This is a genomic window from Paenisporosarcina antarctica, assembly GCF_004367585.1.
Taxonomy (GTDB): Bacteria; Bacillota; Bacilli; order Bacillales_A; family Planococcaceae; genus Paenisporosarcina; species Paenisporosarcina antarctica.
In genome coordinates, this window is record NZ_CP038015.1 from 2745209 (window position 1) to 2766114 (window position 20906).

Below are 20906 nucleotides of genomic sequence, written 5' to 3' on the forward strand. Positions count from 1 at the left end.
TACTGGAATTTTGTATAAGAAAATGAGCTTGGAAATGTTTCTCCAAGCTCATTTTTATTAGTAAATAATTAAATCATAATTAAATTGAATGACTATTGCTAAGGCAAGTAACACTATTACCCCTTCGCTAAGCGTTAGTATATATTGTTTGGGGTTCTGAGAATATTTCCTCTCAAAAAAAGCTCTTACTGGATAATCTAGTCCAATGATGAAAATAGGTAGTAGTAAAAAATAATTCGGATAATTTTCAACTATCACCAACATATTGGTAATTATTATTACAATAACAGAAGTAATTCTCATAGCCCAATCAATTTTCTTATGCAAATTGTTTATATGGTTGTAAGATAAAAAGGGTTTTTTTTCTTTTTCAATCTTAAGTACTTTTCTCAAAAGAAGCTTTACTACCATATTTAAGCCAAACACAATCAACACAAAGAGTGCCAACTTTATCCAAAACATATGCAACCTCCCGTTATTAAAGTGACCTACCCTATATCCTCCGTTGTAAAGTTGAAATTCATTTTATAAATTCTATGTATTTTCACGCTGAAAAGCGCTTATAACAAAACTTGTTATGCACCAGTTAGTTAAAGAAGGTTAAATAGAATCTTTATAAAAACAATTTATATAAAATATATCCAACTATTAAAACGACAATTAATAATACTGTTCCTTTCCAACCCATACCTTCTGAAAAATCAGATAAATTTGCATTTTCACCTCGACTAAATCCATCTCTTAATGCACCGCCAGGATTTTTTATAAGTTCTTTTTGTCTTAATTTCTCTCTTTTTTCTTTTGGAGTTTCTTGTTCATTATTCAAACCAATCGCCCCCTAGTATGAATACTGCGTTTTCTAATTTCTTGATTACAACTTATTAAACTTTCCAGGCCCGTTAATTATAGATTAATCCTACTCAGGTAGTTGCACTAGCCAATCACCCTATACTATTTACTGGAGGAACGATGATTAGATCAGCTAACAACTTAATAATTCTCCTAAACCATGCTACTTCTTGATTTCTTTAAGTAATTCTTTCACAATCTCTGTATTAATTTTAACATAAATATTCAGAAAAATTTGTAAATTACAGTATTGCAGAGGATCTGATGGTTTTGTTCTTTTCACTATGCTCCTGCCCGAGTTCACATACATATGAAGTCCAAAAATCGAGGGACATTGTTGTCTGAAGTAGGATTCGGATAATATGCGAAACCCAACTTTTTAAAAATGAGGGTTTATGGAATTATAGCTATTATAAAGAATGCATGTAGAGGCCGAAATTGCATCTTCGGCCGATTGTCTTTTTGCAGTACGTGTCCATTCACTAGTTAAACCAAAATCAAAGACCTGTGCACGTCCATGTTTTTGGAGAGCGATGGACGCACATCAGCGGATTACCTATATGAACGAGGGAGAATCGAAGTGACAACTTCACTTCGATTCTCGTTTTCATTCTCTCGGTTATGGTTGCCGTATCTTTGCCCTCCATAGCGAACCGGAAACCATGTTTAACAATGGAAACTTGCTACTATACATGCATTTCAGTTCCAAGTAACCATTTAAACCATCTACCGTGACCATCTGTTTCGGCAATTGTTTGCTTATATTCAATTCCATCTAAATAATAATCTAAATGTAAATTTCTATCTTGAATATTGTTGTAAACATGAAATACATCTCTTTTCATCCCAATTGACTCTACAATGGTTAACAGTGAATTTCTGGTTTCTAGCGACATTTGATTTGCCACATGAGTATGGAAAATACAAATTGTGCTATCCACAGGCACATTTTCAACAATTTCACTTAGTAATGCTACCCCATCACCTTCAATTAATTGAACTGGATAGTCTTTGACATAACTAGCTGCACGTTCAAACATCTCTAGTCGCTCTTTGTGCTCAGTCCAAATTAATGATTTCAGCCATACATATTCTTCTTGATCATTTAGATCAACTATATTTAAATCAATTCCAATTCTATTTGAAATGGGTGGCGGTGTTGGATATAAAAATGGTGTATTGTCACCCATTACTTCTGATGTAATGGTTAGTTTTGAATGTTTGTCTCCAACAACTTCATCAGCATTATATGAATATGAATACTTATCCCACAGTAATTGTAAACCTGCACTAGTTCCAATTTCGATAAGTGCCAATGGTTTTTTGGTCTTCTCGTAAATGAAACTAAAAGCAGGATATAGGTAAGCACATCTTCGGACCTCGTTTGTTTGAACAAGCTTTGTTTGTAGTATCCGAATCAGTTCATTTTTATGTTCTAAACAAAAGTCTTTAAAGGAATCAAATGATTCGTTATAGGCCTTTGCTTCGACGACCATACTAGGATAGTATTCTTTTAATTTGTGGTCTTTACCTTTTAATAGCAGATAATGCACAGCACCGAAAAGCAAATTAGGTATTGGTTGACCGTTTCTCGAGTTTAAGGAAATCTCAAGTAGTTCTATATCTTTCGCAATTTTTAAGGACAAGAACTCATATAATTTACTTGAATTTTTGCATTCTTTTTCAGAGAAATTTACAAACAGATGTGATACTACTTCTCTAGTTAACAAATTATCACTCCTTATTCATATTAAAATTTTTGCTTAAACACTATTTTACCACATTTATGCATTTTTCCTTTTATTTCAATAAAAAATTGAAACAATATGTTATTTATAGAAAGAACCTCAATTGTGCTCCATCTCAATAGCTAGTCAATTTATTCCATGAGATGATTCTTTTGGCAACAATCGAGTAACTACAAGGGAATACTGTCAGTTTCGCTAAAAAACGACCAGAAACCTCTCATTATATGCTCCCTATCATCGTGTTATAACTAAACACTTCACTTAACTTACATAAATATGAGCTAAAAGTTGAAAATAGCCTAGATGAAAAAGAATAACCACAGCACATGCCAATTACTGGATGTGTTTTTTATTTAAGGATGCTTTTGCAGTAAGTGCCATTCACTAGTTAACCCAAAATCAAAGACCTGTGCACGGAGCGAACCGGAAACCTCAGATGATAGTGTGTTTGAATATAACAAAAGACTCCTTCCCATACCGGGAAAGAGTCTTCTATAGTTAAAATATAAGATGTTTCAAGTAGAATTTCCATCCTGCATCCTTAGTTGATTTCCAAGATGGAGAGTCCAGTGGCATCGGGAAGAAAATGGCTGGTGCATATTTGTAGTCGTTAATTTTCGGTTCATAAAGCACCACTGAATTAGGTTGTAAACCTCCACTAATTACCGAACGTGTTTTCCAGTCAAACTGCATCGTTACAGGTGTTTCTACCGCATAGCCGTCTTCATTTACAATATGTACGACAGCTGACTGCTCAAAACGATCGTATAGCCAAGCGGTGTTCACTGAAATAGCCTGTTGCGCTTCGTTTACAACTACCAGTGCATTTGCATTATTACCAAATGGTAAATTATCAATTGGTTCGTTAGGTTGAATACGAACTTCATAGTAAGCAAGTGGATTTATATGTTCTTCAGGATCTAGAGCTTTATATGCTGTTAAGAAATCAGAATCTGTTGAAGGAACTTGGGATATTTCCGTTACAATTCCTTCAATGGATTGATCCATTCCATCGGCTTGCAAACGTACGCGATCGTTCACTTCTACGTCTTGCCATTGCTCGTCCGTCGCATATGTGACGATGATTCTTTCGTTACTATAAATTTCAATTGCAAGGCGGTCATTTTTATCTCGAATCGCCGATACAACTCCATCAACAGGGCTAATTAAAGCAGCCGCTCCTTCTTGAGCAAGTTGCGCTTCGACAACAACTAATTGTTGATTCACTTCTGATCGACTTTCTTCGGCATGTGCAATAGCCTGTGCGAAGGCACCATCTTGTTGTACAGCAAGGTCAACACCGACATCGACATTAATATCAACGTTCACAGTTTGCTCTTCAGTGTCTTCTGTCACTGTATCATTTGAGTTTCCTGTAGAATTACTTGAGTCGCTAACATCCGCACGGTCTGATTGTAATGAACTAATCGTCGCGTTTATTTCAGTTAGTTGACGTTCAAGTCCTTCACGCTCAGATTCCCAAAGTGTCCGCTGCTCGTCTACAGTTGACGTGTTAAGAGTGGCGAGTTCTTGACCAGTCGTAACGACGTCTCCATCTTTGACTAACCAGTTTTGAATAATTTCATCATTTTCCGCGTAAACAGTGCTGACACTAAGGGGTGCAATGAGAGATTCTTTCGGTAATTTCTCTTCATAATCCCCAGTAGCTACACGCTCGTATTCATGCACATAAAATACTTTCGCAAATGTGCTTTTGTCGCTAAACAACAGAATGGCGTTAGCCGCAAGAAAAGTTGAAATCCCGATAGATATACCAATTGTTACCCATTTATTCATTGAAGACACCCCTTTCTATGTAGTGGGCGAACCAGTCTTCAAGAGGAAGTAAGCCTATTGATGCTGTAATTAGTGCCATGACAATATGAATGAAAAGGAGAAGTACTAACCATTTACGCGGGTTCGTATCCGTAAAGGCATGGATAAAACGAACTTGAAGCGCAATAATAAGCGCTGAGAAAATCGTTAATTGATTGAAGAAAAACACAAGAAAAGTGTCTTCAAAAACGGCGGCTGCAAGTGGTCCAAATGAAAACAAGGATATATGCGTCGTAAATCCTGTCATCATAAAGATTAACCATAATAATGCTTTTTCAAGTAGAAGAATTCCAACTACATACAGTTGTAAAACGGCGAGTCTAGATAACTCGATTTTTGTAATTCGATTTAATAGGAATGCAATGCCAAAGAAATGGAATGACATGTATAGTACTGCCCAAAGAATAATTCCGACAAGTGAAGAGAGACGTGCTAGAGTATATGGATCCGCGCCACCAAATGCGTATAAGGGAGTGATGTGATGAGTATTTATTCCCCACATTTCTTGTGCTACATATAAGACTAGTCCAAAAAAGCCAACCATCCACACACGATTTTTGAAGCCACGCATGGTTCCCGAACCGAGATTACCTATTAATTCTTGTTGATTTGTGAAATATCGCCAAAATCTGAAATCAAAAACCATAACTTGAAGTTCCTTTCCTTACCTACCAGTAGCTATTAATCTTCCTTTACTTTACCAAATTCCGACAACATTTGGAACGTCTAAATGTTACAGTTCGGTAATTAATTTCAAAAAACTTTCCAAATTGCTTTTAGAAATCAAAATGCTACCCACATGCACACACTGAAATATGAAAAGTGCCACCTCTAATAACGCAAAAAAGGATGAGCACCCACCTTTGCTCATCCTTTTTGGCATTGATTTGAAAATAAGATTTAGGCCCCCACCTAAACAGGGTGATAGGATATATGGCTCGAAGGCAACACTGCCGTGCACTGTTGTGTAGGAATGAGTCGTGTTTACCGTATCGCTATGTATCTATCCAGCTCCCTCTATTTTTCCTTTCCCAAAAAAGGAATTAATAGCTCTTCTTTATTGTAAGTGCGATCTAATCAGATGGGAATATTTTCAGGCAAGTTTGAATTTTGCCCCCTGTTTGCACTTGTAAAATTGAATTTCACTTCGAAATATAGCCTCAAAATTGAATTTTGACGTTACGGAAAAATAATTAGCTAATTATTATAGTAAAACCCTATTTATAACCTTCTAATAATAATTTTCTGAATATACTATATAATTCGGTTTCCTCCGAGAAATTCTTGACTGATACAACTGCCTCCTTTCTTTTTGAACATGATCAGCCAATCAGGCTACGGAGACTTCTTCTTGCAGAAAACTACCCCAAAAGGATGTGTTTTTATGAAACATAGCAAACTATTCGGCTTCAATACTGTTGATTTATTGTTCGGGGTCATCGGTTCAAGTGCATCAGTGATCATTCTCTACCTCCTTACGTCCCATTAGCTACATGTTTATGTTCAAGAGAAATTTACTCTAAACCCTTCTCCAACTAAAAACTGTGGAGGTCACCGAAAAATTCAATTTATAAGTTCTTAGCTTATGGACTAGTAAAGGTGTGATTTCCGTTGCAGCTCACTTTCATGTTTCGAAGCTAGCAAAGCGATGCAGAAACAGAAACAGGTGGACGCGTTCCGCGGGGCGATCGACAAGCCTCCTCGTCCGCTTGAAAACCCTTGCTCCTGCGGTTACTCGTCGCAAACGAATTGTACACAATTCGTTTCCTGCGGGGGCTCGTCTGTCTCGCTTTTCCCGCCGGAGTCGCCACCTTCCACTTCAATCACTTGTAGATATATTTTCTTTCATCTACACTCCCAAAAACCATGCTATACAACTCTATTAAAATGGGATTGCAGATACTTTAAAACGAGATTAGATCGGCAGAAATTGTATCTTCGGCCGATCTTTTTCAAGACAGTAAGTGTCCCTTCTCTAATTAACCCAAAATCAAAGAATTGTGTACGTCATGTTTGTAGGCGAGCGACGGACGCACACCCGCCGCAGGATTGCCTATAAGAACGAGCGAAGATAGAAGTGACAACGTCACTTCTATCTTCGCTTTCATTCCCTAGGTTATGATTGCAGCAGTTTTGCCGTCCAAAGCGATCCGGAAACCAGAGTAGACGCAGGGGTTCTATAGGTTCTGCCCTTTATCTTTTCTTTCTGTAAAGTGTTACGAGAGGATGTTGCGAACGGTATAGTATGCGAAACCCTTCTTTCAAGTAACGCAGAATAATATTATATAGGTAGCAACAAGCCGCCGAAATTGCATCTTCGGCTGCTTCCTTTCTCAGCAATAAGTATCCCTTCTCTATTTAACCCAAAATCAAAAAACTGTACACTCCATGGTTGAAGGAGAGCGACGGACGCACAACAGCCGTAGGATTGCCTATCTTCGCTTTCATTCCCTAGGTTATGGTGCAGCTTGTTTGCCGTCCAAAGCGAACCGGAAACCATAGTCGATACATTATAGAAAATCCTTCTTTCACTTGGAGATCTACGCTTTCATTCCCTAGGATTGTCTCAATTATTTCACGTGGAACTATTTAATTTTTCTTCGATACTAACTAAAGAAGGCCTTACACCTAAAAATGGACACATAAAAACACCTCCCGCATTTCTTTAGGTAGGTGTCTTCATTTTCTATTAAGTCCCATGGTTATCCTCCAACGGTTAGTCTATTAGGCGGTTAAAGAGACTCTCATCTCTCATCAACAGTGCGTAGTCAATCATCCGGCTACGATTTGCTTCTTCTAGTAACGAAATGAATTCTTTCGCTTCCTCTTTTACATCGCTCGTAATCTCGCCATTATCATCTTCCCCGTGTTTTAAGATAGTTTGCAAATGCATATGAATATCTGACACTAACAATAATTGATAGAGTGGTAAACGAATAAATCTATTTCCTTTTTGAAAGACGAAGACCTCGGACAAGTTTTCGACTTGATACGTATTCATATTAACAATAATTTCTTTTCCTTCTACTGGGATGAAGTGAAAAAGTTCATCATCTTTCTTAATGGAAAAGTATTGATATGCAAAAACCAATTTCATTTTTTGACCTTCTAATTTCGAATAAAATGGTTTCATAAGTTGTACGTGTAACATTGTAATCCCCCCTTTTTTACTAAATATTCTGACTACTACTATTATATCACACTACCCTTCTTTTCGTGCATGACACATTCTGAAAAAGACTGCCTTTTAATAGGCAGTCTTTTTGACCTTACCTATTTGGTTTCTTGAATGTAAAAAAACCATATCCTTGTTCATGATATTGAATAAAAAATCCACGCAGTATGTATTGAAGCGTTGATTCATATTGAGTTCCCATTGATTCTTTGATACTAAAAGAGCATTTATTATTTACAAAATCAATTTCCATATCTTCAATTTGGATACTGTTGAAAGTTATACGTTTGATACGTGCCACACCTTTGTCATTTGATAAAATAACTGCTGATTTTCGTTCTCCCTTTGGGGTAAAATAAAACAGAAATTCTTGGCCGTTTTGATTTTTTATAGCACTTTGATGTAACCCGGGTAATATGAACTCATAGTGTGGGCAAATAAATCAACCTTTCATCATTTAGTTAACTTAACCTTAGTTATTTAGCCTTATTAATTGGTACAATATAACTAAGTTAATTTTACTAAAAATTCTGTTTAATGGCAATCGAATTACGCTATTATTCCACATTATTTTACAAATACTGCGAATGACATATAGAACTTTCAATTTTAGACACCCATACTCTAAAGAGATGTTGAATTAATTACCCCATCGAGATCTAGGTCACGTAAACGTCAATAATTTTGATCCTGTTTACTATGTTAATTTTAAAAATTAAATGTATTTTTGACAGATTATCTTCATTTACTATCTTAATTGTTTCCTTTCGCTTACGGTTTTGTACAAAAAGCCGTATAATGAAAGGAAACCTTTTTTTTTGGAGATGTTACTGTTGAGCCATTCATTATTTAATATTGCCGTACGTTACCAAACTCATATCCAACAATGGATGGAGACTATTTCTGATGACCTGAACCCGTCTATTAAAGAAGATGAAGAGCTTGTACGTCGCGCATCCTTCTCTGTACGTAATGGGATAGTAAGTACGCTTTCGTATGATCCTTACGAACATGTATTAACAGCAAAAGTTCAGGATGTTACTCCTGTCATTGTCACTATTTATTTACTTGATGAGCAAGTGAAGTGTAATTGTCCTGAAAATCGTCTATGCCGTCACAGTTTAGCTGTCATTTTTAGTTTATATATGCAAAAATTTTCTTTATCTGAGTGGGTTCAAGAATGGCGTTCGAAAAAGACAGAGCAACTTTCTCTGCTTTCAAATGAACGTACGCCTGAAAGTTGGAACGCAATTGTTCAATCGGCGTTTAATGCAGTTTCGGCTGATTGGTCTTGGAAAGAGCGTTATTATATCGACAACTCAATTATGCAAATGAAGCAAAAACTAAAGAAGTATAGGCCTTTTGAACGCGAATGGCAGCCTATTTACGATATATATACACGTACGATGTTAATACGCTTATTGTTTGAATCCACTGAAGAGCTAAACGAAAGTATGTTTCGTTCCTCGATTCAAGCGGATATTGAAGAAATGCAACATCAGTTGTTGAATCTTTCGAATAAACCACGTTTGTTCGCAGCGGATGCTTTTTATGATGCGCTCGTTTTGCATGTACGTTATATCGTCTACGATTTTGAAGCAATGTTTGATCTTCGTTTCAATTTGCTACATGCATTTTGGGTTATTTTATTTTCAGAAAAAACCCGTCGTGAAGAAGAATTTTCTTACTTAAATGAATTAATAGGTTTTAATAACGACTTATTCCGGGCATTCTTCTGTGTGTTGCTTAAGAAAAAGGATGAATTACAACTCATTACACAAAAAGTTCATGCTAGCAATATGCCTGAATGGATGCACCTAGCCAAGCTAGCAAAAGAACAAGATGATTTAACCTCATTAACAACTATTTTGTATGCGATGCGTCCACATATTTTTGATTATGTAAATAGTCATTTGTCTGCTTGGAACCGTTCTTTGTTCGTATCCAAATTATATGAGTTGTACAAATTTATTGACATTCCAGACGCGGAACGCGAACAACTTTTTTGGCAATTTGGAACGTTTGGTGTACGCGCCTATTCAGATTTCTTAATTGAACAAAGCCGTTTTAAAGACTGGGTTGCTCTGCATCACCGCTTTGAGTCAACACTTGATTATGCGGAGTCTTGTGGCATGAAGACCGTGTTACAGGAAGCACCTGAAACGGTATTGCCTTTTTATCATGTTCTTGCGGTCAGTGAAGTGCGTGAACGAAATCGCCATAATTATAAACAGGCCGTTCGTATTTGGAAAAAAATGAAATCAGCTGCTAAGAAAAGTGGCAAAACCGATTATTGGAATGACTACGTGAACGAAGTACAACTAAAATATAAACGCTTACGTGCTCTCCAAGAGGAGATACAGAAAGGAAACTTGCCATTATGACTTCCAGTGTATCGCCTTTTATGAAAAACCTAATTCTGTCATTCGAACAAATGGATGATGGTTTTACGACCGTACATGCCTATAACGATGATGGTATGCGGTTATTTACCGAACAATGGATTTCGTTTATTTCCTTTCAACATGAATCATCTTTTTATGGTTTGCATCACGATGAAGAAACTCGCTTTCAAACATTAGAGCTAGTGGAACTTTTTTCTCAATCCAATATACATCCTTATGTACATGTTAGTGGGAGAGCACAAGAAGATGATGTAACCATTTCAACAATTCAGCAAGCCTCAAGTTTGTGGAGTTCCCCTACGCTGTGGGATCAACTTAGTATTGAAGACGAGTCGCTAGTCCTTCATGCAGAGGATGTAAGTGATGAGGCACAAGCAATGCTTACTTCTGCTATCCAACAAAAGCTATACAGTGCCGGTTTAACGTTTTCGGATATTCCAACACTCCTGCCCTTTTTCAAACAAGGTGGATGGCCCTTACAACCACAGAGTGGAAATGCAGATGTCAACGTGGCACTCCGTTTGTCCGAACCTGAATCTTTTCCAGATGATTGGCTTCTTGAAACAGTTGTTCGTGGGAAGAGAAGTTCTTCGCACTGGACACCGCCTGTTCGAAAGAAGCAATCATCAATTTCAGATGCTTTACCGGATAAATGGAAAATTCACGCACCTTATGTTTATGAGACGCAAACCCAAATACTCGACTTGATGAATATTGAAGCGAGTCCAGAATCTTTTTTATCCCGTAATTTAAGCGATTTGGATGTTCGTCACTTCTTACGTGATGATGCTGCCCGGTTGCAAGCACTTGGTTTTGAAGTCATTTTGCCTGCTTGGTTAAAAGTCGTGAAGGACTCAAAACTTCGTGTCAAATCGAATGCGAATACCACTTCATTTAAAACGACTGCCGGATTGAATGAAATCTTGACGTTCGATTGGAATTTCTCCTTAAACGGTCAAGCCATTTCAGAAGATCAATTCAAACAAATGGTTGAAGAAAATCGTGAATACATTCGTGCTGGAAATGAGTGGTTCCGTATTGATTCAAACTGGATGCATGAGATTCGTCAATTAATGGATCAAACGGAAACCGAAAACTGGACCGTCAAAGAATTGCTATTTCGTGAGTTGCCAGATGCATTGGTACAAGGGGAAGATAGCGAAGATGAAGATGATCCGTTATTCCAATTCGAGCTAAATCAATCTCTGAAGAAGTATTTGGAACAGCTTCAAGATAAAAAAGAATTACCTACAACCATTGTGTCTCCTCACCTGTTAACAGAGCTACGTCCTTATCAACAAGAAGGATTTGATTGGCTCGTATTTATGCGTGAGCAAGGATTTGGCGTTTGTTTAGCGGATGATATGGGGCTCGGAAAGACTGTACAGTTGATTGCCTATTTACTACATGTGCACCGGACCAATAAAACGAACAAGCCATCGTTCATCATTTGCCCAACATCTGTTTTAGGAAACTGGCAAAAAGAGTTGGCGCATTTTGCACCTGACTTAGATGTTCATGTGCATTATGGCCAAACACGTTCAAAAGAAGAATCCACAGCTGCCTTTCTTGAAAATATAAAACCAGATGTAGTGTTAACCACGTTTGGTACGGCTTCACAAGATGCTGAATCTTTAAGTGAAATCGAGTGGTCAAGTGTGACGCTTGACGAAGCCCAAAATATTAAAAATATGCATACAAAACAAAGCCGTGCCATTCGTAAATTATGTGGTGAACACCATTTAGCATTAACAGGAACGCCAGTTGAAAATCGATTGTCTGAGTTATGGGCCATTTTCGACTTCATTTACAAAGGATATTTAGGTAGTTTCCGGAAGTTCCAAGAAAACTATATTGCACCGATTGAGCGTGATGATTCTGAAAATCACAAGCAAAAATTGCGTACAAAAATCCGTCCTTTCTTATTAAGACGTACAAAACAAGATCCAGAGTTGCTGTTAAATCTTCCAGATAAACAAGAGCAGCGCGAGTATTGCCCGTTAACGACTGAGCAAGCGGCGCTTTACGAAAGCTTGATTCAAGAAACGCTGTTCAAGCTCGAAACATTAACAGGTTTTGAGAAAAAAGGACTTATCTTAAAAATGTTAACCAAGCTGAAACAACTGTGTAATCATCCAGCCCTTTATTTAAAAGAGGGGTTTGGTGAAGCGGAGTATATGATGGAGCGTTCTGAAAAATTAGCGCGCATTGTAACACTTGCAGCTGAAATTGCGGCTCGTGGTGAGCAATGTCTCATTTTCACCCAGTACATCGGAATGGGTCACCTATTACAACATTGTTTAAGTGAGTTACACGACATTGATCCACCATTTTTATCAGGAAGTATGCCAAAAGCGCAGCGCGACAATTTAGTTGAAGCGTTCCAAGAAAAAGAATTCCCTGTGTTTATTTTGTCGTTGAAAGCTGGCGGAACGGGACTTAATTTAACAGCTGCTAACCATGTCTTGCATGCCGATCGTTGGTGGAACCCTGCCGTCGAAAATCAAGCGACCGACCGTGCATATCGCATTGGTCAAACACGTTTTGTGCATGTGCATAAGTTTGTGACGATTGGTACGATTGAAGAAAAAATCGATAAGTTGCTTGCCGATAAGCAAGCATTATCCGAAGACTTAATTCAATCAAGTAAATGGATTACGGAAATGGCAGATGAAGATCTAAAGGAACTTTTAACTTTAGGATAATATTTATTTTGAGCACCTGTCGCATTGCCGACAGGTGCTTTTCTGGGTTCTTTTTCAAATGACATTGCTGAAGAATTTTAGTCGGCTATAATTGATTTATTTATTTGCTGCGGGACTGTCCAGAAAGTCAGTAAAAATGAATTTTTAAAGCAGTCTTTTCTTACGATTAGTCAAGTATCCTTATTGCTTTGCTTTCCAGCGCACTTTTATGTTTCGAAGCTAGCAAAGCGATGCAGCTCACCTTCATGTTTCGAAGCTAGCAAAGCGATGCAGAAACAGAAACAGAGATGGACGCTTTCCGCGGGCACGGCCACCGCCTCCTCACCGTACGCCCCACGGAACGGAAATCAGCGTGTATTAGCCTTTTTTCAGTTTCATAGATATTTATAAAAAAATGACATTAGTGAAATTCCATCCCTTTCTCCTGTTTTATCGAGAAGGAGATTTTATTTCACCAACGTTATATTGTACAACCTCTTTTTACTTTCTTTAAGTTTTTATAGTTTGGTTAAATTGACTATAAAAAAAGTACGAAGTGACATAACGTCACTTCGTACTTTTCTCAGATTCCCTAGGTCATAGTTACAGTGGATTTGTTGTCCAAAGAGAACCCGTAAAACCTTATTTATTTACACAGTTCATATTCTTTCATCAGATTATCCATGATCTTTTGTACCGAGAATATTTCCTTAATTTCATGAACTCTTGAACCAGCAAATACTAAGCCGTTATCGACGTCTCCATCAACTGAGTTTTTTAAGGAATCTAGTGTGCAAAAACGATAATCGCAACTTTTAAGACAGTCGTAGCATTTTTTAATCTTAACTTTTTTATTTCCATAAATCAGGTCGGTAAATTTATTTTTTATTGCGCGTCCTTCCAGTCCTACAGTAGTTTTCACAAGGACCGTTTCTCCTTCATTACAATCCAAATACATTTGTTTAAAATTTGAATGTGCATCGCATTCATCACTCGCTACAAATCTTGTGCCCATTTGTACACCTGCAGCACCCATTTGAATTGCTTTGTCTATATCAGCACCATGCAGAATACCGCCAGCCGCTATCACTGGTATTTTTACAGCTTCTATAACTTCTGGAAGAATATCAAATAACGGTCTTTCCGTACCAAGATGTCCACCCGCTTCAAAACCTTCCACTACAACAGCTGAAGCTCCAAGTCGTTCGGCTAGTTTAGCAAATTTAGCTGATGAGACAATCGAGATGACAGGCACACCATACTCTTTACCCCAGGTATACATATCTCGTGAAAATCCAGCACCAGATATGATAAAATCAACTTTTTCTTCCATAGCTGCTTTGATTGTTTCGGCAAAATCATTCATAGCAAACAATACGTTAACGCCAATATAACCTTTTCCATTAGTGAGTTCTCTTGCTTTGCGAATATGTTCTCTTAATATATCGATTGAAATACCCGTGCCAGAAATAGTACCTATACCACCAGCATTTGCTACAGCGGCTGCTAATCCGCTTAAAGAAACTCTGACACCCATTCCACCTTGCATGACTGGTATTTTTGGTGTCATATGTTCAATGATCATTTTTGGAATGCTCATAAAATATTACCCTCCTAATGATATGTGCAATTTTTTGACTCATCGCATGAATCTTAACTTCTGTAAAGAGTTCAAAGTTATTCAAAATTCAAATTAATCTGACTGATACAAATATCTCGCCCGTAATAGATGGCGCGATATTTGTTCAGTCAAAATCAAATCATACTATTTCTTTTATTTGCAGAGTGAGTTGTTCTTTTTCCTGAGCTGATAACATTTGTTCAGCCATAGGGAACAGAACTAATTCTTCCTTCATAAAATGATCCGTCAGAATTGTATAAGCATCATTTAAAAAAGCGATTTTCGTTTTAGCTTCATTATAATCAACAATAAGGTTTGACTTTTTCATTGAATCCATAAAGCTATTTAAGTTTTTCTTGGCCTGCTCATGTTCGTATTCCATTACGACTATCGGACCTGTATTTTTGCCTATATGTTCAGCCATCAAGGGGAATAACACATTTTCCTCCCGTATCGAATGCGGCTCAAGTTCATCTGTGAAATCAATTACTTTACCCTGTAATTCTATTAATAAAGAATTATAGTTTCCTTCATTGCTGTTCGAATCAATACTCTTTGCAAAATCATGAAATAGATTCATTTTTTCACGAATAGATATATGTTCCTCTTTCAATTGTTCAAGTGCAGGACACAACTTTCCTTCATAACTATTGGTTGGAGTTTGCATCGTACTCATACTCCCACATCCTGTGAATTTTTTTGTCATTGATTTATCTCCTAAGGTATTGCTTGAGCAAGCTCTTATTTCATGTTATTTCAAGTTAGTACTTCGTTATGTAAAACGAGGAAACAAAATATTATTTTCAAGATGAATATGTTGGAACATATCAGCTTCTAATTCTTCTAACTTTTGATACGTTAGCGTGTAAGTTCTGCAGGCTTCCGGAGGCAGTGCATAATCATGGGTAACAACTCGCATTTCATTAAGAAAGTCCCCAATACCACTGTGATCAGCTTCGAGGATAAAAATTGAATTTGATATTTGGTTATATATTCGAGGAGAGGAATTCAATTCATATTCTCTAATGATTGGAAAAACATTCTCTTCTTCTTCAATCAAATGCTGATCTATCTCTATTTTCATTAAATTAAATAACTCATGGAGTTTTGACAACTCTCTGTGATTTGCTCCATGGATTCTTAGAATTTTGTAAACGAACACGCTTAAAAGTGGAAGTTCTTTTTTCAGATAAATATGATGTGTAGTTACTACGTGATCAATCAAGTCCATATTAGACACTTCCAACCAATTTACATCATGATTTGTGCCTTTATTTGCTTGAGCATTCATCTGATTAAGTTTTTCAATAAATGACTTCGCCTCAATATTCTGCTGTAAAAGCACTGCACTTAATGGACGATCTCCACCGCAACAAAAATCAATGCGCTTTTCTTTAAATAATTTGCTAGCACCAGGATAATTAGCCACAATTTCTCCTATAGAATCAGATCCATTAAATCTATTATCAACTGAATTCTCCACTGAAATCTTTCCCTTCCGTTTTCTATATTGATTATAAATTAAATCCATTAAGCCTCACGTGAGATAAATCACTTCCTTTATAATTATTAAAACCTATTTGAATTTGCATTTATAACGCCAAATTCTCCCCTTGCTTTACGCAATGTGGAACACACACGCCTGGTAATTCTGTGGGGTAAAGATTGATAAAAGATTGGTTACGGGTGTTTCATCTAATTTTCTATAACTCCTTTAATGTCACCTTCCTTTTTTTAAACTTTATCATTAATAAAAATCTATATATGTGATACAAATCATCGTGTCTATATTTTTATTTCAATACAATGGGACTTGTCAGCCTAATAAAAATTCAGGAGGATAAATATTCGACAACATTTACAAGCACTGTTAACGCAACGGAGTACCCACCAACAATTGAAACATAAAGTGATTTTCGAAACTTTTAACAATTTACAACCAACGGAAGCAATGCTTCTAATTAATGATCATGATCTAAACCTTTACGTTTTCAATTTGAAGAGAAAGAAGGATTTACGACACTCAGTCGTCTGAGGTTTCCGGCCGAGACATTGTCAATTCCTCATCCTGACACATTTAATGTGAGTGGCATTACTTTAACTAATTTGATAATAGTACTACTTATGTACAAGAACCGGCCGTGCTTCACGCGACCGGTTTCCTCTCTTGTCAATCAATTGTAAAACTATTTGCCTACTAATCTTAAAGTTGATTCTGTGTGTTTGTGTTCGAGTACTTGGATTCGCTCATTCAAATTAGCTATCATACGAATTAGTTGCTCCATATGTAATTCCATTCGAATGAAATGATCAGGCAATTCTTTCATATTGGGTGAATTCCTTTCTCTTGGATTCGAGTGATTCAAGATTTTGTGTATTAGCCTACGGTGCGGTCTACCGAGGCTTTTGGATTTACACAACAGGTAATTCTTTATGCTCTTCGTCTGTAAAAATAAAGTCGTCTTTAGCTTTCGATTCTTTATTAACAAAAGTACCTTCAGAAGATTCTTCTGTTTTAGGTTTTGTTTGTAAAAACTGAACTTCGTCGACGATCACTTCTGTTACAAAGACGCGAGTGCCATCTTCTTTTTGATAGGACCTTGAATGGATATGTCCACTGATTCCAACGAGTGAGCCTTTACCACAATACTTGACAGTGTGTTCAGCTAGTTTTCCCCATACCGTACATAACACAAAATCCGCATCATCTGCTTTTGCGTTTTTATAAGTACGTTGTACGGCTAAGACGAAACTTGCTTGGACTCTTCCTTCTGACAAGCTTCGAAGTACAGGATTTTTTGTCATGCGCCCAATCATCCCAACTTGATTCATTTATCCCCCTCCTTTCTTGGTATTGAATTTATTGTACAAATAACATTAAATTGTGTGCAAATCGCAAAAAATTTATTTTGACCACTTTTCAGGCGGGAATAATTCGATTTTTAATGTGCTTTATTTTCACAAAAACCATATAAACCTATATCGCTGTAGGCTATACCTGCTTATGCTAAAATTCAATTTTGACCACATTTCAAAGATTTTTATACTTTGTGTTATAATTAGTTCATATAGACTTCGCGGAGAGGGTGTGCGCTTATTGAAAACATTTAAAATGCTATCCATGACAGCTGTTCTAGGGGACCAAAATATCTCAATTCCTCTGATAGATGGTATCATTATTAATCAAGAAAACAGCCACCGATCTTGGACTTTAGAGATGTATGTAGATAATACTAATAGTGATCTTTTTGAAGATCATAGAGTTTCAGGTGACTTGATGGAAGTAAAAGTCGTCATTTCATATCCTGAAAACGAACCAGCGAGCTTTGAAGTAATTGTCTATGAGGTCAAAAAAATAGGCGATTATGTTTCAGTGTTGTTTAAAGGAACATTAAAACGTGCTCGTCGTAAGTATGCAGAACAACTGCTAACTGAACTAATCTCACATGGATTATCAGGGGACGCACTTGTTATTCAATTTGAAGAAGGTATGCGTAAGCGTCCTCAATTAGAAAAAGACTCGGCGAAAGTTTAGCCGAGTCTTTTTTATTTCACTAAAAGTATAGGCTAAGTTATCTCATTTCATCTCCTGGTGCAATTGGTTCTGTCCCTCGATCATTCATACCTTCATTACCATCTATGTCTCTTGTTTCATCAGGTAAGTTAGTTCTTTCATCAGTACCCGGAACTACATCTCTTGTTTCTTCACGATAATCTTCCATAGGAGTTTCGTTAACTCCCGGTACGTCGTCTCTCATATTACATCCCGAAAGTACTAAAGCACTTAAACCTAATACGACCATTGTTTTTTTCCACATAAAAAAGTTCCCTCCTTTCTGGCATTGTTTACCACACAGCGGTGTGATTCACATTATGTTGCCCGAGAAAGAAGAGAACTATCCGATAATATCTTTGTTTTTCATTCAAAATGAAATGGAACGTAAGATGCTATTTATATCTTTACTATTCCTTCAAATGGTTTGTAAGAAAAATTGGTTCTAGTGCAAATAAAATAACGATTTCGCCGTCACGATAGCATGTCCTTTGCCCATTGCGCCACGACTTCTTCAAGTTAATTCCGCGCACCTCCGCTTGGGCCCACAGTACCTGGGTCATAAGGGTAAACAACACGATGTTGTGCAATTAGCCTTAGAGAAACTCATTCGAAAACAGGTTTTCGATTCATTGCTTCTATAGTCGGAGTCGAGCTAAAGTGTGCTTCCTGTTGTGCTTTTTTTATTTATCGGTCCATGTCATCTGCGTCACGCGCATCCATGTCATCTTCTAATATTTCTTCTTCTGGCGTATTTCTGTCTTCCGTCATGTCTTTATCCTCATCACGATTTTGGTCTTCTGTCGTTGGACTTGTACCTGGAACTACATCTCTTGTTTCTTCACGGACATCTTCCATAGGGGTTTCGTCAACTCCCGGTTCGTCGTCTCTCATGTTACATCCCGAAAGTACTAAAGCACCTAAACCTAATCCGATCAATGTTTTTTTCCACATAAAAAAGTTCCTCCTTTCTGGCATTGTTTACCACACAGCAGTGTGATTCACATTATGTTGCCCGAGAAAGGAAAGAACTATCCGATAATATCTTTGTTTTTCATTCAAAATGTTTTCGATGTATGATGATTCCCGCTTACACCCATATTACAATGTATTTAAAAATTGCACATTTAATATGGATTGTTCCCACAAATGGATTGCAAATTACAAAGAAGTTCAATTGAAATTTATTCTGCTTTTTCAACAATTGGTCCTAGTGCAAATAAAATATCGGTTTCGCAAGCGATTTCGCCGTCAACTGTAGCGATAGCATGTCCTTTGCCCATTGCGCCACGAATTTTAGTAAACTCCACTTCTAGACGAAGCTGATCACCAGGTACTACTTGACGTTTGAAACGGCAATTATCAACGCCTGTTAAGAAAGCCAGACGTCCTTTATTTTCTTCTTTATTTAATAAAGCTACTCCACCTACTTGAGCTAGTGCTTCAATTATTAATACACCTGGCATAACTGGGTATCCAGGAAAATGTCCGTTAAAAAAATCTTCATTAATTGAGACGTTTTTTAATCCAACAGCACGCTTGCCATCTTCTATTTCCGTGATTCGATCTACTAATAAGAACGGGTAACGATGTGGTAATATCGCTTGAATTTGTTGAGCTGATAATATCATGTTAAGTTCCTCCAATTATGACTCTTTGCCATTTAAAATATCCAAAATATGTTGCCATGTTTCCCATTTGAGGGCATCTTTAGGTTCGCCGTCTCCAACGTATCCATAGCCAATCATCAATCCTGCTGCCATTGCTCCAATGACCAGTGCTACTATGAGAATGATGCGAAGCCAAATCGGGAAAAGACGGATTTGAACCCACCATGTTTTCTTTTCATCCTTAACTTTGGCTTTTTCAGCTTTGTGCTGTTGTCGCTTTGAAGGCGTTGGCGTATTCTCTTGTTGTTGGTCTTTTACATCATTTGTCATTCGCCGTTCTCCTTATCATATATCAATACATAGATGTCTGTTTATCGTTTAAAATCATGTTGAAACTTTCCCAATATTATTAAGTAAAATACCTGTCCCAATAACCACACAATTCATTGGCTCATCTGCAATTAATACAGGAACTTTTAACGCTTCTGCAAGCAATGAATCAATGCCATGCATCAATGCGCCTCCACCTGTTAAAATAACACCACGGTCAATAATGTCAGCAGAAAGTTCAGGCGGTGTTTGTTCTAAGACGTTTCTCGCTGCTTGTAAGATCAATGCGATGGATTCACGCATACATTCTTCTATTTCTGGAGAACGTATCGTAATCGTGCGTGGAAGACCTGTTATCATATCACGACCACGGATTTCCATTTCTTCATTGCGTCCATCTGAGAAGGCTGTACCGATTGTGATTTTAATATTTTCAGATGTACGTTCACCAATTAATAATTTATAATGTCGTTTTATGTACTGTAAAATGTCATTATTGAAAACATCTCCGGCAACTTTAATCGATTCAGAAGTGACAATGTCGCCCATCGAAAGGACTGCAATATCAGTTGTGCCTCCACCAATGTCAATAATCATATTGCCACTTGGTTGGAAAATATCCATCCCTGCACCAATCGCTGCTACTTTTGGCTCTTCTTCCAAGTAAATCTTCTTGCCACCAGATTTTTCGGCTGCTTCACGTATCGCTTTTTGTTCCACACTTGTAATATTTGTTGGACAACAAATTAAAATTCGCGGCTTGGAAAAATATCCTTTGACATTTAATTTATTTATAAAGTACTTTAACATCATTTCAGTGACATCAAAATCAGCAATGACTCCTTCTTTAAGTGGACGAACCACTTCAATATTCCCTGGAGTACGCCCTACCATTTTGTAAGCATCTTCCCCGACTGCAAGAACTCGTCTCGTTTTACGGTCCAATGCTACAACAGAAGGTTCGTTTAAAACGATTCCCTTGCCTTTTACGTGTATTAAAATATTTGCCGTTCCAAGGTCAATTCCAATATCTTTTGCAAACATGGACCATGTTTCCCCTTCCTATATATATCTCTTATATTTAGTGAATATTAA

Annotated in this window: 19 protein-coding genes; 3 read left to right on the forward strand and 16 right to left on the reverse strand. The window is 37.2% G+C overall.

Going from position 1 to position 20906, the window contains the following annotated elements; genetic code table 11:
- Positions 1 to 57: 57 nt before the first annotated feature.
- The 6 genes from E2636_RS13295 to E2636_RS13320 all read right to left on the reverse strand — a co-directional run bounded on the left by E2636_RS13295 (position 58) and on the right by E2636_RS13320 (position 7584).
- Positions 58 to 462 (reverse strand): DUF4181 domain-containing protein, encoded by a 405-nt coding sequence (locus tag E2636_RS13295; protein ID WP_134210631.1) that lies wholly within the window; start codon positions 460 to 462, stop codon positions 58 to 60.
- A gap of 151 nt (positions 463 to 613) precedes the next feature.
- On the reverse strand, positions 614 to 826 hold the full coding sequence (locus E2636_RS13300; RefSeq protein ID WP_134210632.1) for a DUF6366 family protein: 213 nt from the start codon (positions 824 to 826) through the stop codon (positions 614 to 616).
- Between the two features lie 709 nt (positions 827 to 1535).
- Positions 1536 to 2579, reverse strand: a complete 1044-nt coding sequence (locus E2636_RS13305; RefSeq protein WP_134210633.1) for a DUF2332 domain-containing protein — start codon at positions 2577 to 2579, stop codon at positions 1536 to 1538.
- Positions 2580 to 3095: 516 nt separating this feature from the next.
- Entirely contained in the window at positions 3096 to 4394 is a 1299-nt protein-coding gene (locus E2636_RS13310; RefSeq protein ID WP_134210634.1) for an efflux RND transporter periplasmic adaptor subunit, read from the reverse strand.
- Positions 4387 to 5079, reverse strand: coding sequence for a hypothetical protein (locus E2636_RS13315; protein WP_134210635.1), 693 nt, complete (start codon positions 5077 to 5079; stop codon positions 4387 to 4389). The genes E2636_RS13310 and E2636_RS13315 overlap by 8 nt, the downstream gene beginning before the upstream one ends.
- Before the next feature lie 2070 nt (positions 5080 to 7149).
- Positions 7150 to 7584: a hypothetical protein gene (locus E2636_RS13320; protein ID WP_017381821.1), complete on the reverse strand. Its 435-nt coding sequence runs from the start codon at positions 7582 to 7584 to the stop codon at positions 7150 to 7152.
- Positions 7585 to 8432: 848 nt separating this feature from the next.
- Here E2636_RS13320 and E2636_RS13325 point away from each other — a divergent pair.
- Complete coding sequence (locus E2636_RS13325; RefSeq protein ID WP_243840780.1) at positions 8433 to 9992, forward strand: hypothetical protein; 1560 nt, start codon at positions 8433 to 8435, stop codon at positions 9990 to 9992.
- On the forward strand, positions 9989 to 12718 hold the full coding sequence (locus E2636_RS13330; protein ID WP_134210637.1) for a DEAD/DEAH box helicase: 2730 nt from the start codon (positions 9989 to 9991) through the stop codon (positions 12716 to 12718). The genes E2636_RS13325 and E2636_RS13330 overlap by 4 nt, the downstream gene beginning before the upstream one ends.
- Before the next feature lie 625 nt (positions 12719 to 13343).
- Here the strand turns inward: E2636_RS13330 and E2636_RS13335 are convergent.
- The 5 genes from E2636_RS13335 to E2636_RS13355 all read right to left on the reverse strand — a co-directional run bounded on the left by E2636_RS13335 (position 13344) and on the right by E2636_RS13355 (position 17150).
- Positions 13344 to 14297, reverse strand: coding sequence for an NAD(P)H-dependent flavin oxidoreductase (locus tag E2636_RS13335; protein ID WP_134210638.1), 954 nt, complete (start codon positions 14295 to 14297; stop codon positions 13344 to 13346).
- Between the two features lie 160 nt (positions 14298 to 14457).
- The gene (locus E2636_RS13340) at positions 14458 to 15024 is read right to left on the reverse strand and encodes a hemerythrin domain-containing protein (protein WP_243840647.1); all 567 of its coding nucleotides are present in this window, start codon (positions 15022 to 15024) and stop codon (positions 14458 to 14460) included.
- A 66-nt stretch (positions 15025 to 15090) separates the two neighbouring features.
- Positions 15091 to 15849, reverse strand: coding sequence for an iron-sulfur cluster repair di-iron protein (ric, locus tag E2636_RS13345; protein ID WP_134210639.1), 759 nt, complete (start codon positions 15847 to 15849; stop codon positions 15091 to 15093).
- Positions 15850 to 16504: 655 nt separating this feature from the next.
- Positions 16505 to 16645 (reverse strand): hypothetical protein, encoded by a 141-nt coding sequence (locus tag E2636_RS19035; RefSeq protein WP_017382205.1) that lies wholly within the window; start codon positions 16643 to 16645, stop codon positions 16505 to 16507.
- Positions 16646 to 16730: 85 nt separating this feature from the next.
- Complete coding sequence (locus E2636_RS13355; protein ID WP_134210640.1) at positions 16731 to 17150, reverse strand: single-stranded DNA-binding protein; 420 nt, start codon at positions 17148 to 17150, stop codon at positions 16731 to 16733.
- 265 nt (positions 17151 to 17415) lie between these two features.
- On the opposite strand from E2636_RS13355, the gene E2636_RS13360 reads away from it, so the two are divergent.
- Complete coding sequence (locus E2636_RS13360; RefSeq protein WP_134210641.1) at positions 17416 to 17853, forward strand: YwpF family protein; 438 nt, start codon at positions 17416 to 17418, stop codon at positions 17851 to 17853.
- 37 nt (positions 17854 to 17890) lie between these two features.
- Here E2636_RS13360 and E2636_RS13365 read toward each other — a convergent pair whose 3' ends face one another.
- The 5 genes from E2636_RS13365 to mreB form a co-directional block, all read right to left on the reverse strand.
- Entirely contained in the window at positions 17891 to 18136 is a 246-nt protein-coding gene (locus E2636_RS13365) for a hypothetical protein (protein WP_134210642.1), read from the reverse strand.
- Positions 18137 to 18558: 422 nt separating this feature from the next.
- Positions 18559 to 18825 carry a hypothetical protein gene (locus E2636_RS13370; protein ID WP_134210643.1) on the reverse strand — a complete coding sequence of 89 codons (267 nt, stop codon included), beginning with the start codon at positions 18823 to 18825 and terminating at the stop codon, positions 18559 to 18561.
- Between the two features lie 230 nt (positions 18826 to 19055).
- The gene (gene fabZ / locus E2636_RS13375; protein ID WP_026045756.1) at positions 19056 to 19499 is read right to left on the reverse strand and encodes a 3-hydroxyacyl-ACP dehydratase FabZ; all 444 of its coding nucleotides are present in this window, start codon (positions 19497 to 19499) and stop codon (positions 19056 to 19058) included.
- Between the two features lie 18 nt (positions 19500 to 19517).
- Positions 19518 to 19811, reverse strand: coding sequence for a DNA-directed RNA polymerase subunit beta (locus E2636_RS13380; RefSeq protein WP_134210644.1), 294 nt, complete (start codon positions 19809 to 19811; stop codon positions 19518 to 19520).
- A 54-nt stretch (positions 19812 to 19865) separates the two neighbouring features.
- The gene (gene mreB, locus E2636_RS13385) at positions 19866 to 20855 is read right to left on the reverse strand and encodes a rod shape-determining protein (RefSeq protein WP_134210645.1); all 990 of its coding nucleotides are present in this window, start codon (positions 20853 to 20855) and stop codon (positions 19866 to 19868) included.
- Positions 20856 to 20906 lie beyond the last annotated feature (51 nt).

Excerpts from the sequence above, each read along its gene's own strand:
- E2636_RS19035 (WP_017382205.1), bottom strand. The coding sequence starts at position 16,645 with ATGAAAGAATTGCCTGATCATTTCATTCGAATGGAATTACATATGGAG.
- E2636_RS13370 (WP_134210643.1), bottom strand. The coding sequence starts at position 18,825 with ATGTGGAAAAAAACATTGATCGGATTAGGTTTAGGTGCTTTAGTACTT.
- E2636_RS13320 (WP_017381821.1), bottom strand. The coding sequence starts at position 7,584 with ATGTTACACGTACAACTTATGAAACCATTTTATTCGAAATTAGAAGGT.
- E2636_RS13310 (WP_134210634.1), bottom strand. The coding sequence starts at position 4,394 with ATGAATAAATGGGTAACAATTGGTATATCTATCGGGATTTCAACTTTT.
- E2636_RS13355 (WP_134210640.1), bottom strand. The coding sequence starts at position 17,150 with ATGAATCAAGTTGGGATGATTGGGCGCATGACAAAAAATCCTGTACTT.
- E2636_RS13335 (WP_134210638.1), bottom strand. The coding sequence starts at position 14,297 with ATGAGCATTCCAAAAATGATCATTGAACATATGACACCAAAAATACCA.
- E2636_RS13325 (WP_243840780.1), top strand. The coding sequence starts at position 8,433 with ATGTTACTGTTGAGCCATTCATTATTTAATATTGCCGTACGTTACCAA.
- mreB (WP_134210645.1), bottom strand. The coding sequence starts at position 20,855 with ATGTTTGCAAAAGATATTGGAATTGACCTTGGAACGGCAAATATTTTA.
- E2636_RS13365 (WP_134210642.1), bottom strand. The coding sequence starts at position 18,136 with ATGTGGAAAAAAACAATGGTCGTATTAGGTTTAAGTGCTTTAGTACTT.
- E2636_RS13295 (WP_134210631.1), bottom strand. The coding sequence starts at position 462 with ATGTTTTGGATAAAGTTGGCACTCTTTGTGTTGATTGTGTTTGGCTTA.
- E2636_RS13330 (WP_134210637.1), top strand. The coding sequence starts at position 9,989 with ATGACTTCCAGTGTATCGCCTTTTATGAAAAACCTAATTCTGTCATTC.
- E2636_RS13380 (WP_134210644.1), bottom strand. The coding sequence starts at position 19,811 with ATGACAAATGATGTAAAAGACCAACAACAAGAGAATACGCCAACGCCT.
- E2636_RS13315 (WP_134210635.1), bottom strand. The coding sequence starts at position 5,079 with ATGGTTTTTGATTTCAGATTTTGGCGATATTTCACAAATCAACAAGAA.
- E2636_RS13340 (WP_243840647.1), bottom strand. The coding sequence starts at position 15,024 with ATGACAAAAAAATTCACAGGATGTGGGAGTATGAGTACGATGCAAACT.
- ric (WP_134210639.1), bottom strand. The coding sequence starts at position 15,849 with ATGGATTTAATTTATAATCAATATAGAAAACGGAAGGGAAAGATTTCA.